10 protein-coding genes and 1 pseudogene are annotated in these 13,003 nt (G+C 72.9%); 7 read left to right on the top strand and 4 right to left on the bottom strand.

The annotated features are described in order from the left end of the window. Positions 1-63 precede the first annotated feature (63 nt). From E6W39_RS29460 to fabF, 4 genes and pseudogenes are all read left to right on the top strand, one after another. Positions 64-1,008, top strand: coding sequence for an ACP S-malonyltransferase (locus tag E6W39_RS29460; RefSeq protein WP_141636079.1), 945 nt, complete (start codon positions 64-66; stop codon positions 1,006-1,008). After that, positions 1,005-2,042: a beta-ketoacyl-ACP synthase III gene (locus tag E6W39_RS29455; protein WP_141636078.1), complete on the top strand. Its 1,038-nt coding sequence runs from the start codon at positions 1,005-1,007 to the stop codon at positions 2,040-2,042. Before E6W39_RS29460 ends, E6W39_RS29455 begins: the two co-directional genes overlap by 4 nt. A gap of 88 nt (positions 2,043-2,130) precedes the next feature. After that, positions 2,131-2,379, top strand: a complete 249-nt coding sequence (locus tag E6W39_RS29450; RefSeq protein WP_101380162.1) for an acyl carrier protein — start codon at positions 2,131-2,133, stop codon at positions 2,377-2,379. Positions 2,380-2,461: 82 nt separating this feature from the next. Next, positions 2,462-3,726, top strand: a pseudogene (gene fabF / locus E6W39_RS29445) (beta-ketoacyl-ACP synthase II). 51 nt (positions 3,727-3,777) lie between these two features. On the opposite strand, the gene E6W39_RS29440 reads toward fabF, so the two are convergent. Together E6W39_RS29440 and E6W39_RS29435 are read right to left on the bottom strand one after the other, a co-directional pair. Beyond that, positions 3,778-4,272 (bottom strand): DUF3145 domain-containing protein, encoded by a 495-nt coding sequence (locus E6W39_RS29440; RefSeq protein ID WP_141636077.1) that lies wholly within the window; start codon positions 4,270-4,272, stop codon positions 3,778-3,780. 390 nt (positions 4,273-4,662) lie between these two features. Continuing rightward, the gene (locus tag E6W39_RS29435; RefSeq protein ID WP_141636076.1) at positions 4,663-5,685 is read right to left on the bottom strand and encodes an NADP-dependent oxidoreductase; all 1,023 of its coding nucleotides are present in this window, start codon (positions 5,683-5,685) and stop codon (positions 4,663-4,665) included. A gap of 104 nt (positions 5,686-5,789) precedes the next feature. On the opposite strand from E6W39_RS29435, the gene E6W39_RS29430 reads away from it, so the two are divergent. Next, positions 5,790-6,236 (top strand): MarR family winged helix-turn-helix transcriptional regulator, encoded by a 447-nt coding sequence (locus E6W39_RS29430; protein ID WP_101380166.1) that lies wholly within the window; start codon positions 5,790-5,792, stop codon positions 6,234-6,236. Between the two features lie 6 nt (positions 6,237-6,242). Here the strand turns inward: E6W39_RS29430 and E6W39_RS29425 are convergent, their stop codons facing one another. Beyond that, positions 6,243-8,891, bottom strand: coding sequence for an HAD-IC family P-type ATPase (locus E6W39_RS29425; RefSeq protein ID WP_141636075.1), 2,649 nt, complete (start codon positions 8,889-8,891; stop codon positions 6,243-6,245). Next, positions 8,884-9,240: an ArsR/SmtB family transcription factor gene (locus E6W39_RS29420; protein ID WP_141636074.1), complete on the bottom strand. Its 357-nt coding sequence runs from the start codon at positions 9,238-9,240 to the stop codon at positions 8,884-8,886. Before E6W39_RS29420 ends, E6W39_RS29425 begins: the two co-directional genes overlap by 8 nt. A gap of 166 nt (positions 9,241-9,406) precedes the next feature. On the opposite strand from E6W39_RS29420, the gene E6W39_RS29415 reads away from it, so the two are divergent. Beyond that, positions 9,407-11,143, top strand: a complete 1,737-nt coding sequence (locus E6W39_RS29415; RefSeq protein WP_228718405.1) for an FtsW/RodA/SpoVE family cell cycle protein — start codon at positions 9,407-9,409, stop codon at positions 11,141-11,143. Between the two features lie 304 nt (positions 11,144-11,447). Next, the gene (locus tag E6W39_RS29410) at positions 11,448-12,959 is read left to right on the top strand and encodes an LCP family protein (RefSeq protein ID WP_220140278.1); all 1,512 of its coding nucleotides are present in this window, start codon (positions 11,448-11,450) and stop codon (positions 12,957-12,959) included. The last annotated feature ends 44 nt before the right edge of the window (positions 12,960-13,003 follow it).

Here is a 13,003-nt window from a genome sequence, read left to right as displayed (position 1 = left end):
GGTGCTTTTCTTCGTTACCGTCGCCTACCCGTCCTCGGGGGTCGGGCGAGAGAGGGTTGAACCGTGCTCGTTATCGTCGCCCCTGGACAGGGTGCTCAGTCCCCCGGAATGCTCGCTCCCTGGCTGGAGCTGGACGGTGTCGCCGACCGGCTGCACGGCTGGTCGGAGGCGGCCGGGATCGACCTGGTGCACTACGGCACCGAGGCTGATGCCGAGGAGATCAAGGACACCGCCGTCGCGCAGCCGCTGCTGGTCGCGACCGGCCTGATGACCACCCGGGCCCTGTTCCCGGACGAGGAGCAGGCCCGCAAGCTGGTCGGCGCGGTGGCCGGCCACAGCGTCGGCGAGATCACCGCCGCGGCGCTCGCCGGGGTCTTCGACGCCAAGGACGCCCTGACCTTCGTGCGCGAGCGCGGCCGGGCGATGGCCGAGGCCGCCGCGGCGACCGCGACCGGCATGATCGCGGTGCTCGGCGGCGACCCGGAGGAGGTCGCGGCCAAGCTCGCCGAGCACAACCTGGTGGCGGCGAACAACAACGGTGGCGGCCAGATCGTGGCCGCCGGTTCCCTGGACGCGCTGGAGGCCCTGCGGGCCGACCCGCCGGCCAAGGCCAAGCTGATCGCGCTCAAGGTGGCCGGTGCTTTCCACACCGACTACATGGCCCCCGGGGTCACCCGTCTGGCCGAGCTGGCGCCTACCCTGAGTGTGTCCGATCCGGTGGTGCGCTACCTGTCCAACAAGGACGGCGAGGTGGTCGCCGGCGGCGCCGAGGTGCTCTCCCGGCTGGTCGCCCAGGTGGCGAACCCGGTCCGGTGGGACCTCTGCATGGAGACCATCGGACAGCTCGGCGCGACCTGCGTCATCGAGCTCGCCCCGGCCGGCACCCTCACCGGCCTGATCAAGCGCAACGTCAAGGGCGTGGCGACTCTGGCCCTGAAGTCTCCGGCCGACCTGGACAAGGCCCGCGAGCTGATCGCCGAGCACGCCACCGAGGAGCTCTCCGCATGACCGCAGTCCCGCAGATCCGTCCCACCACCGGTGCGGCCCACTCCCGGATTCACGGGGTCGGCGGCTACCGTCCGGTCCGCGTGGTCCCCAACTCCGAGGTGCTGGAGTGGATCGACTCCTCCGACGAGTGGATCCGCACCCGCAGCGGCATCACCGAGCGCCGCTGGGCCGGCCCGGACGAGTCGGTCGCCGAGATGTCGGTGCAGGCCGCCGGCAAGGCGATCGCCCAGGCCGGGATCACGCCCGACCAGATCGGCGCCGTGATCGTCTCCACCGTCTCGCACTTCAAGCAGACCCCCGCGGTCGCCACCGAGATCTCGCTGAAGCTGGGCTGCCCGACGGCGCCGGCCTTCGACATCTCGGCCGCCTGCGCCGGCTTCGGCTACGGCCTCAACCTGGCGGACGGCATGATCCGCGGCGGCAGCGCCGAGTACGTGCTGGTCATCGGTGTCGAGCGGCTCAGCGACATGACGGACATTCACGACCGTTCCACCGCCTTCATCTTCGGTGACGGCGCCGGTGCGGCCGTGGTCGGCCCGTCCACCACGCCCGGCATCGGCAAGGTGATCTGGGGTTCGGACGCCACCCAGAAGGACCTGATCACCCAGACCGAGGCCTGGGACACCGCCTTCGCCAAGCCGGACGCGATCAACGGCAGCTCGGACGACGAGGCGCGCTGGCCGTTCCTGCGGATGGACGGCCAGCCGGTCTTCCGCTGGGCGGTCTGGGAGATGGCCAAGGTCGCCCAGCAGGCCCTGGACGCGGCCGGGATCACCGCCGACCAGCTCGGCGCCTTCATCCCGCACCAGGCCAACATGCGCATCACCGATGCCATGATCAAGGCCCTCAAGCTGCCGGCCTCGGTGCCGGTGGCCCGCGACATCGCCGAGACCGGCAACACCTCCGCGGCCTCCATTCCGCTGGCCATGGAGCGAATGCTGCAGACCGGCGAGGCCAAGAGCGGTGACCTCGCACTGATCATCGGGTTCGGGGCGGGTCTCGTGTACGCGGCGGCAGTCGTTACCCTCCCTTAGGCACTTAGGCAACGCAAAACGCCTTAAGTACCGTCAACTCGGCGCGTCGCACCCGTGAAGCGCCATCCACACAAGAGGAGCAGCCAAGATGGCTCACACCCAGGACGATGTTCTGTCCGGTCTCGCCGACATCGTCAACGAGATTGCCGGCATCCCGACTGAGGACGTCGCGCTGGACAAGTCCTTCACCGACGACCTGGACGTCGACTCGCTCTCCATGGTCGAGGTCGTCGTGGCCGCCGAGGAGCGCTTCGACGTCAAGATCCCGGACGACGAGGTCAAGAACCTGAAGACGGTCGGCGACGCGGTCGACTACATCCTCAAGAACGCCGCCTGATTCGGCGACCGGCGGGGCGGCCGAGCCGCCCCGCCGGACTCCCCTCCCCCAAGCCCCGCAACACGTTGAGAGAAGACAACCAGTGACCACTGAAAACCGCACCGTGGTAGTCACGGGTATCGGCGCCTTCACGCCGCTGGGCGGGGACGCCGCGTCGACCTGGGAGGGCCTGCTCGCCGGCCGCTCCGGTGTGCGCGCGCTGGAGGAGGACTGGGCCGCCGAGCTGCCGGTGCGGATCGCCGCCCCCTGCGCCGTCGAGCCCGCCGAGGTGCTGCCCCGCCCGCTGCTGCGCAAGCTGGACCGCTCGGCCCAGTTCGCGCTGATCGCCGCCCGCGAGGCCTGGGCCGACGCCGGCTACGAGCAGCCGGCCACCAACGAAGCCTCCCCCTCGACCCCGAGCGCCTGGGCGCCGTGATCGCCTCCGGCATCGGCGGCGTCACCACCCTGCTCGACCAGTACGACGTGCTGCGGGAGAAGGGCGCCCGCAAGGTGTCCCCGCACACCGTGCCGATGCTGATGCCCAACAGCCCGTCCGCCAACGTCGGCATCGAGGTCGGTGCCCAGGCCGGTGTGCACACCCCGGTCTCGGCCTGCGCCTCCGGCGCCGAGGCGATCGGCTACGCGATCGAGATGATCCGCACCGGCCGCGCCGACGTGGTGGTGGCCGGCGGCACCGAGGCCGCGATCCACCCGCTGCCGGTGGCCGCGTTCGCCAGCATGATGGCGATGTCCAAGCGCAACGACGAGCCGCTGCGCGCCTCCCGCCCCTACGACAAGGCCCGGGACGGCTTCGTGCTCGGCGAGGGCGCCGGCGTGATCGTCCTGGAGTCGGCCGAGCACGCGGCCAAGCGCGGCGCCAAGGTCTACTGCGAGGCGGTCGGTCAGGGCCTCTCCTCGGACGCCCACCACATCGCCCAGCCCGAGCCGACCGGCTCCGGCGTGGCCCGCGCGCTGGCCCAGCTGTTCGCCAACACCGACCTGGACAAGGCCGCCGTGGTGCACGTCAACGCGCACGCCACCTCGACCCCGCAGGGCGATGTCGCGGAGATCAAGGCGCTGCGCAAGGAGCTCGGCGAGCACCTGGACCACGTGGCGATCTCGGCGACCAAGTCGATGACCGGCCACCTGCTGGGCGGCGCCGGCGGTGTCGAGACGGTCGCCACCGTGCTGGCCCTGCACCACCGGCAGGCCCCGCCGACCATCAACGTGGACGACCTGGACGACGAGGTCGACGCGGACATCGTGCGCTTCGAGCCGCGCGAGCTGCCGCAGGGCCGGATCGCCGCGCTGAACAACTCGTTCGGCTTCGGCGGCCACAACGTGGTGCTGGCCTTCCGCACCGTCTGACGCTCCCTCAGGGCGGCCTCCCCGGCTCGGGGAGGCCGCCCTGACGCTTGCTCAGACCACCTGGTGCAGCCAGCGCACCGGCGCGCCCTCGCCGGCGTAGCGGAACGGCTCCAGTTCGTCGTCCCAGGGCTTGCCGAGCAGCCGGGCCAACTCGGCCTCCAGGTCGCTGCCCTGGCTGCGGGCCCGCACCAGCACCGCGCGCAGCCGGTCCTCGGGGATCAGGATGTCCCCGTGGATGCCGGTGACGGCATGGAAGATGCCCAGGCTCGGGGTGCTGGAGTAGCGCTCGCCCTCGGCGCTGCCGCTGGGCTCGCTGGTCACCTCGTAGCGCATCAGCTGCCAACCGCGCAGCGCGGAGGCCAGTTTGGCGGCCGTGCCCGCCTCCCCCTGCCAGGAGAGCTCGGACCGCCACTGGCCGGGGGCGGCTGGCTGACGGATCCAGTCGAGGTTGACCCGCGCGCCGAGCACGCCCGCCACCGCCCATTCGACGTGCGGGCACAGCGCGCGGGGCGCGGAGTGGATGAACAGGACGCCACGTGTCGTCACCGGGACCTCCAGGCTGTGGACGAGAGTCGCCTTCCCCAGCTGCCTCGTGCCATGCCCGGTTGGTCGTGAACGCCACCTGGCTCGACGCCGCCCTCTTCTGCTCAGGTCAGTCGACATTCGGTCACTAACTTGAGCAAAACGGACAGCCTTCCATCATGGTAGTCAGATCCGCGAAGAGGTCTACCCCTGATCGGGATCTCTCCCCGAATGGCCGCATCGGGTGGCAGTGCGCCGCTGCGGCCACGCTATCGCGGCCCCTGACCTGGGAACTGACGGTCCCTCGGATCTGCTGGGCATTCGCCGACGGGGGTCGCGCGACACAGCGGCGCGCGCCCCGGCTACCCGGATGCCGGGCCGTCGGAGCGCGCGCAGTTCGATTCTGACGCCGGGTCAGTCCAGCGCGACCACCATCTTGCCGGTGTTGCCGCCGCGCAGCAGGTCGATGAAGGCGTCCATGGTGTGCTCGATGCCGGTCACCACGGTCTCCTCGTAGCGCAGGCTGCCGTCCGCCAGCCAGCCCGCCATCTCGGCGGTGAACTGCGGCCGCAGCGCGACGTGGTCGTTCACCAGCATGCCCTCCAGGCGCAGCCGCTTGCCGATGGCCAGCGCCAGGTTGCGCGGGCCGACCGGCCGACCGGTCTCGTTGTACTGGGCGATGGCACCGCACAGCACCGCCCGGCCGCGCACGTTGAGCGCGCCGATCGCGGCCTCCAGGTGGTCCCCGCCGACGTTGTCGAAGTAGACGTCGATGCCGTCCGGGGCGGCCTGCGCCAGCTGCTCGGCCACCGGGCCGTCCTTGTAGTTGAAGGCCGCGTCGAAGCCGTAGTCGTCGACCAGCTTGGCCACCTTGGCCGCCGAGCCGGCCGAGCCGACCACCCGGGCGGCGCCCTTGAGCCGGGCGATCTGGCCGACCAGCGAGCCCACCGCGCCGGCCGCGCCGGAGACGAAGACGGTCTCACCGGGCTTGAGCGAGCCCACCTCGAGCAGGCCGGCGTAGGCGGTCAGGCCCGGCATGCCGAGCACGCCGAGGTAGGCGGAGAGCGGCGCCCGGGCGGCGTCCACCTTGGCGGCGTGCTCGGCGGCCACCGTGGCGTACTCCCGCCAGCCCTGCGCGTGCAGCACGGTGTCGCCGACCGCGATGCCCTCGGCGGCGGAGGCCACCACCTCGCCGACCGCCCCGCCGTCCATCGGCTGGTCCAGCTGGAACGGCGGGACGTAGGACTTCACGTCGTTCATCCGGCCGCGCATGTACGGGTCGACCGAGAGGAATCGGTTGCGGACCAGCACCTCGCCGGGCCGGGGCTCCCGGACCGGGGCCTCGACCAGGGCGGCGTCGGCCGGGACCGGCCAGCCGTCGGGGCGGGCCTTGAGGTGCCATTCGCGGGCGGTGGCGGGCAGCGGCTGCTCGGCCATGGTGGCGCTCCTAGCGTGCGGGGGGTACCTGAAAGGTTGACCAGGTCAAGGAAACCCTGGACCTGAAAGGTTCAGGATGTCAAATATTCAGGTAGCATGACTTCATGGAGAGCAACGAGGAGCAGCTCGACGAAGAGCAGCTGACCCGCGACGTGGTCGAACTGATGGCGGGGCTGGTGGCCGTCTTCCACCGGGAGTACGAGGAGGCCGCCCAGGCCCGCTCGCTCACCGGCGCCCAGGCCAAGGTGCTCGCCCTGCTGCGCTACGGTCCGCTGCCGATGCGGCGGATCGCGCAGACGCTCAGCTGCGAGCCGTCCAACATCACCGGCATCGTCGACCGGCTGGAGACCCGCGGCTTCGTCACCCGCGAGGCCGACCCGCAGGACCGCCGGGTCAAGCTGGTCGCCGCCACCGAGGCCGGCCGGACCGCCTCCGCCGAACTGCGCAGCTCCCTGCACTTCGCCCGCGAGCCGCTGGCCGCCCTCCCCCTGGAGGAGCGCCGGACGCTGCGCGACCTGCTGAACCGGATGCTGACCGGCGCCCAGGGCTGAGCCCCGTCAGCCGGCCTGCCGCCGCCCGTCCCAGATCGCGAGCAGCCGCCAGAGCCGCCGGGCGGCCAGCAGCAGCACCCCGTAGCCCAGCACCACCAGCGCGAGCGGGCCGACCGCGCCGACCGGCAGTGCCGCGAAGCCCAGGTGCGCCCCGAACGGCAGCTCCGGCAGCAGCACCCCCAGCACCGCCAGCGCCGCCGCCGCGCACCAGACCGGGCGCGGCGGCCGCAGCCGCGCCCCGGTCAGCCCGTACAGCGCCGGCAGGGCCAGCGCCTGGGTGAGCAGGTTCTCGCTGAACCACGCGGTGTGGAACATGCCCTCCGCGTCCGGCCCGGCGAACCCGCCGGTGACCCGGCGCATCACCACGAAGAGCGCCACGTCGGCCACCGAGTTGAGCAGCCCGAAGCCGACCGCGAAGACCGCCAGCGCCCCCCAGCGCAGCCGCACCGGCCGGCTGCCGGGCCCGGTGGCGCGCCCCGAGACCGCGAACGAGAGCTGCGCCGCGTCGAAGCAGACGTTCTGCAGCAGCACCTGGGCCGGCAGCATCGGCAGGAACGGCAGCAGCACCCCGCCGGCCAGCATCGAGATCGCGTTGCCCAGGTTGCAGGAGAGCGCGATCCGCAGATAGGCGGCGACCCGGGCGACCCCCTCCCGGCCGGCCGACAGCGCCCGGCCCAGCCGCGCCAGGTCGGTGCCGCCGAGCAGCACGTCCGCCCAGGCGCGGGCGGCGCCGACGGCCCCCGGGGTGGCGAAGCCGATGTCCGCCGCCCGCAGCGCCGGCACGTCGTTGACCCCGTCGCCGAGGAACCCCACGGTGTGTCCGGCCCGGCGCAGCGCCCGCACCACGGCGGCCTTCTGCTCCGGGTCGCAGCGCGCGAACAGCGCCCCGCGGGCCGCCGCCGCGGCCACTTCGGCCTCGGTCAGCCCGGCCAGCTCGCTGCCCGCCACCACCCGGTCCACGGCCAGCCCGAGTTGCTCGCACAGCCGCAGCGCGGTGCTCGGGTGGTCACCCGTCAGCACGGTGAGCGCGACCCCGGTGCCGGACAGCTCGGCCAGCGCGGCGGCCGCGCCGGCCAGCGGTTCGTCCCGCAGGGCCACGAAGCCCAGCAGCCGCAGCCCGCTGAAGTCCACCGCGGTGCCGAGCTTCGGCTGCTCGGCCAGCGCCACCGCGAGCAGCCGCCGCCCGGCGGCGGCCTGCCGCTCGACCAGGGCCAGTGCGGCGGCGCGCTGCTCTTCGGGCAGCCCCGGGCAGCGGTCCAGCACCGCCTCCGGCGCACCCTTGACCACCAGCAGCCGCCGGTGCCCGCCGTCGCGCACGCTGAGCACCGCGCCGGCGTAGCGCCGCACCGGATCGAACGGCAGCACCACGGGGGTGCCCCCGGCCGCCGGGCCCGGATCGTCCAGCAGGCCGGCCTGGTCGGCGGTGACCAGCAGCGCCTCGTCCAGCGGTGCGGCCAGCCCGGGGTCACCCGCGAGCAGCGCGGCCTCGGCGGCCAGCGCGGCCCAGCGCAGCGGCTCCTGGTCGGGCTCGCCGGCCAGGTCGAGGCCGCCGAGCACCGCGGTCTCGCCGCTGGTCAGGGTGCCGGTCTTGTCCAGGCAGAGCACATCGAGCGCGCCCAGTTCGCCGATCACGGGCAGCTGGCGCACCACCAGGCCGTCCCGGCGCAGCCCCGCACTCCCCCGGGCCAGCACCGCGCTGATCACCAGCGGCAGCAGCTCCGGGGTGAGGCCGACCGCGGCGGCCACCGCGAACGGCAGCAGCGAGGCGCTCCAGCCGTGCAGCAGGGTGTCGGCCGCCACGGTCGCCGGGACGGCGGCGGCCATGAACAGGATCATCGCCCGCGCCGCCCGGCGCACTCCGCGCTCCACGGCCGAGCGCCCCGGCCGGCGGACCCGGCCGGGCCGGTGCGCGGCGCCGAACCGGGTGCCGGTGCCGGTGGCGAGCACCAGCGCGGTGGCGCTGCCGGTGATCACGGTGCTGCCGGCGAAGCAGAGGTGCGGCTCCTCGAAGGGGCTGGACGCGGCGGCCGGCGGCGGCAGGTCGACGGCGGCGCGGTGCACCGGCTCGCTCTCTCCGGTCAGCGCCGACTGGTCCAGCGTCAGCCCTTCGGCGCGCAGCAGCCGCAGGTCCGCGGGAACCGCGTCGCCGGCGGTGAGCCGGACCACATCGCCGGGCACCAGCTGCTCGACGGGCAGTTCGCGGGCCAGCGGCTCCGCCTCGCCGGCCCGGCGCAGCACCGTCGCGGTGGTCGGCACCAGCGCCCGCAGCGCGGTCAGCGCGGTGGCGGCGCGGTGCTCGTCGGTGAGCCGCAGCGCGCAGGCGGCGGCCACCAGGGCGCCCAGTATCGCGGTGCTGCCCCAGGAGCCGATCACCGCGCAGACCGCGGCCAGGCCGGTGAGCAGCGCGGTGAAGGGGTCGGCGAGGGCGGTGCGGATCCGGCGGAGCCGGCCGGGTCCGGGCTCGGGGAGCACGGTGTTCTCGCCGTACCGGGCGAGGCGGTCCTCGGCCTCCTGCTCCGGCAGGCCGCGGGGCGTGGAGTCGAGCGCGCGCAGTGCCTGCAGCCGGCTCAGTCGGGCCGGGCCGAGCGCCGCGGGCACACCGTCGTCCGGCCGGCTGCGGGCCGGCCGGAGCTGGTGTGCCGCGCGCTCAGCCATCGCTGCTCCGCAGGCGCCGGACCTCGGCGAGCGGCGTCTCGGCGGCGTCCAGGTTCTCGACCATCAGCCGGACCAGGGTGGCCACCTGCGGGTCCTCGACGCCGTAGACCTGGCGGCGGCCCTCGCGGCGGTTGGAGACGATGCCGGCCAGCTTGAGCTTGGCCAGGTGCTGGCTGACCGCCTGCAGGGTGCCGCCGACCCGGTCGGCCAGGGTGCCGACGTCGGCCTCGCCCTGGCTGAGCACCCAGACGATGTGCAGCCGCATGGTGGAGGCGAGCAGACCGAAGGAGGCGGCTGCCTGCTGCAGCAGCTGTGGCGAGGGGTCGTCGAGCCTGCTCCAGCCCGTCATCCGTGCTACCCCTCTCCCTGTTGTACGGCGGCTCAGTCTAGCCGCGCCGCCCCCCGGCGCGTAGGTCGCGGTACACGCCCCCTTGGTCTCGGGTCGGTGATCAGGCCACCCGGCGCGGCATGCGAGAATTCGCCGGTCCAGAGTGCCGTGCCGGTGGGGAGTTCGTGTGATAGGCAGCCAACGGGCCAGCCAGCGTGCCGAGGGCCAACGCGGGGCCGACCGGCGGCGCAACATCGAGGCGGCGCTGTTGGCCTTCGCGCTCGCGATCTGCCTGTTCGCCTACATCGACGCCGACCTGGCGATGAACAACAAGATGCCACCGGGGCTGCTGGTCTACGGGGCCTCCTTCACCGTGCTGGTGTTCGGCGCGCACCTGGTGATGCGCAAGTACGCCCGGTACGCGGACCCGCTGATCCTGCCCTGCGCGGTGCTGCTCAACGGGCTCGGCCTGGTGCTGCTCAACCGGCTGGACCAGTCCTACGCGATCATCCACTCCGCCAAGGGCGACTACCAGAAGCTCCCGGCCGCGCCCTCGCAGGTGCAGTTCCTCTTCATCTCGGTGCCGATCGCGATGGCGATGATCGCCTTCGTCAAGCACCACCGGTTCTTCCAGCGCTACGTCTACATCGTGATGGTCGGCGGGCTGGTGCTGCTGGCCGCGCCCGCCTTCTTCCCCGGCGACGACTTCGGCGCCAAGCGCTGGATCAAGATCCCGGGCCTGCCGCAGCTGGAGCCGGACGAGTTCGTGAAGCTGGCGATCTGCGTCTTCTTCGCGGGCTACCTGATGATGAGCCGGGACGCGCTGGCGCTGGTCGGCCGCAAGGTCATGGGCATGAGCCTGCCGCGGATGCGCAACCTCGGGCCGGTGCTGGCGATCTGGGTGATCAGCCTGCTGGTGCTGATCTTCGAACGCGACCTGGGCACCTCGCTGATCTTCTTCGGCGTCTTCATCGTGATGCTCTACGTGGCCACCGAGCGGACCAGCTGGACGATCCTCGGCCTGCTGATGGCGGTCGGCGGCGCCGCGGTGGTCGGCTCCATCGAGCCGCACGTGCACGGCCGCGTGGTGGCGTGGCTGCACCCGCTGGACTACTACAAGGCGCACCACGACCCGGCGCTGATCTCCAACCAGCCGGCCGAGGCGCTGTTCAGCTTCGGCACCGGCCACCTCACCGGCACCGGGCTGGGCAGCGGCCGGCCCTGGCTGATCAGCTTCGCCGGCCGCAGCGACTTCATCTTCACCACGGTCGGCGAGGAGCTGGGCCTGGCCGGCGTCACGGCCGTGCTGCTGGTCTACGGGCTCTTCGTGCAGCGCGGGCTGAAGACCGCGATCGCGCTCTCCGACCCGTTCGGCAAGCTGCTCGCCACCGGCCTCGCCAGCGCGGTGGGGCTGCAGGTCTTCGTGGTGGTCGGCGGCGTCAGCGGCCTGATCCCGCTGACCGGCAAGGCGCTGCCGTTCCTGGCCGCCGGTGGTTCGTCGACGCTGGCCAACTGGCTGCTCACCGGCATCATGCTGAAGCTCAGCGACGCCGCCGGACGGAACGAGCTGGAGCCGCAGCCGGAGTCCTCCGGCGTCATCGCGCCGCCCAAGCCGACCGTCGCCGCGACGCCCGCCACCCCGGCCGCCGGGACGGTGCCGGGCCAGGGCGAGGCGCGCGACGACGACACCATGTACCTGCGGGCCACCCCGCGCGAGGCCGCCGCGCCCACCGCACCGGCCGCGCCCACCCCGCCGCCGTACGGCGCGCCGACGGTGCACGGCACCGCGAACCGCTCCGGCGCTCCCGGCGCGCCCGGTGCTCACGGTGTGCCCGGCATGCCGGGGATCCCGGGCACACCCGGCATGCCGGGCACGCCTGACCTGCCGTCAACCGGCACGCAGCCCGACACTCCCACGTTCTGATTTCCTGCGCCGAATAGCCGCATCCTCCGCCAACACGGTTGTCGGGGGTATGCGGCATGCCCAAAACTTGCTAAATTGCGCAAGTGTGCAACCGGATCATTCGGCCGGACCGTCCTCCCGACCGGCCCCGGAGGAGCCGCCGGCCCACTGATCTGTCGGCAACCGCGCGAAAGACAGCCCCATGACCGATCCCGAGGCCAATCCCGGGGAGCAACACGCCCAGGACGGAGTGGAAACCACCAGCCTAAGCGCTGAACCGTCAGCTGCCCACCCACGGCGCCGCCGACTGGCGAAGGTCGCCGTGGTGACCGCGGCTGCCCTGGTGCTGGGAACAGCCGGGGCCGGCTTCTGGTTCTACGAACGGCTCGACGGCAACCTCTCGATCTTCTCCAGCGCCGGCCTCTCCTCCCACCGCCCTCCTGACGGTCCGTCGGACGGGTCCGGCAACACCCCGGTCAACGTGCTGGTGCTCGGCTCGGACAGCCGGGCCGACGGCAACAACGCCCTGGCCGGCGGCGACATCGGCGCGGGCAACTCCGACACCGCCATCCTGCTGCACGTCTACGCCGACCACCGCCACGCGGTGGCCGTCTCGATCCCCCGCGACGCCCTGGTGGACATCCCGCCCTGCCTGCTGCCGGGCGGCAAGTGGACCGAGCCGCAACACGACCAGATGTTCAACTCGGCGTTCTCGGTGGGCTCTTCCCCGACCGGCAACCCGGCGTGCAGCCAGAACACCCTGGAGACCATGACCGGACTGCGGGTGCACCACACCGTGGTGGTCGACTTCAAGGGCTTCGCCGCGATGACCAGCGCGGTCGGTGGCGTGCAGGTCTGCGTGCCCGATGACGTGGACGGCTTCGGGATCCACCTGAAGAAGGGCCTGCAGACGGTCAGCGGGCAGAGCGCACTGGACTTCGTGCGGGCGCGCCACGGGCTCGGGGACGGCTCGGACATCGGCCGGATGAAGCGTCAGCAGGCCTTCCTGGCCTCGCTGATCAAGAAGATCCAGGCCAAGGGCTTCGACCTGACCGCCCTGCTCCCGCTGGCCGACGCCGCCACCAAGTCACTGACGGTCGATCAGGGCCTGGGCAGCCCGCTGAAGCTGGCCTCGTTCATCCGCTCACTGCGGTCGATCGAACTCGCCGACGTGAACTTCGTGACCGCGCCGTGGCGGTACGCGGGAGAACGGGTGGCGCTGATCCACCCGGACGTCGACACGCTGTGGACGCTGCTGCGCCAGGACCGCACCCTGAACGACCGTGCCGCCGACCGCCCGAGCAGCACGCCGGCCCCCACGGCCGGCCCGTCCGGCGACCTGACCGTGCCGATCGTGGTGCAGAACGGCAGCCCCGTCCCCGGGCTGTCGCTCCAGGTGGCGGAGCTGCTGCGGACCCGCGGCTACCGCGATGTCGGCACGGACCCCAACGGGATCCAGCGCGCCGTCACGGTCGTCGAGTACCCGGCGGGCAAGCAGGCGGCCGCCGAACAGCTGGCCCGGTACTTCCCGGGCGCCCAGGCCGTGGCGGGTCCATCGGTCACCGCCCTGACCGTCACCGTCGGCGCCGACTACGCCGCCGCCCTGCCCAGCGAGTCCGGCAGCCCGGTCGCCGACGACGACTCGCCCGACGCCACGGCGACCGACGGCCCCTCCGACGGCCAGTCCGCCGGCTCGGCAGCCGCCTCCGCCCAGGGCTCGACCCGCGCCGCGGCCGGTGCCTCGACCAGTGCCTCGCCGACCGGACTGCCGAGCGGCATCACGCAGAACATCAGACCCGCCGACACCGACCCGTGTTCCGGCCTCAGTTACGGCTGAGCCGCCCAGTCCCCGTCCCAAGGAACCACGAAGGACCCGATCGA

Source organism: Kitasatospora acidiphila, from assembly GCF_006636205.1.
Classification (GTDB): domain Bacteria; phylum Actinomycetota; class Actinomycetes; order Streptomycetales; family Streptomycetaceae; genus Kitasatospora; species Kitasatospora acidiphila.
Note: the sequence above shows the minus strand (reverse complement) of the source record. Positions and strands in the feature narration are given on the sequence as shown.

Bases quoted from the DNA above. Each gene is read 5' to 3' on its own strand.
- E6W39_RS29425 (WP_141636075.1), bottom strand. From the start codon at position 8,891: ATGGCTGAGCGCGCGGCACACCAGCTCCGGCCGGCCCGCAGCCGGCCG.
- E6W39_RS29450 (WP_101380162.1), top strand. From the start codon at position 2,131: ATGGCTCACACCCAGGACGATGTTCTGTCCGGTCTCGCCGACATCGTC.
- E6W39_RS29435 (WP_141636076.1), bottom strand. From the start codon at position 5,685: ATGGCCGAGCAGCCGCTGCCCGCCACCGCCCGCGAATGGCACCTCAAG.
- E6W39_RS29455 (WP_141636078.1), top strand. From the start codon at position 1,005: ATGACCGCAGTCCCGCAGATCCGTCCCACCACCGGTGCGGCCCACTCC.
- E6W39_RS29420 (WP_141636074.1), bottom strand. From the start codon at position 9,240: ATGACGGGCTGGAGCAGGCTCGACGACCCCTCGCCACAGCTGCTGCAG.
- E6W39_RS29430 (WP_101380166.1), top strand. From the start codon at position 5,790: ATGGAGAGCAACGAGGAGCAGCTCGACGAAGAGCAGCTGACCCGCGAC.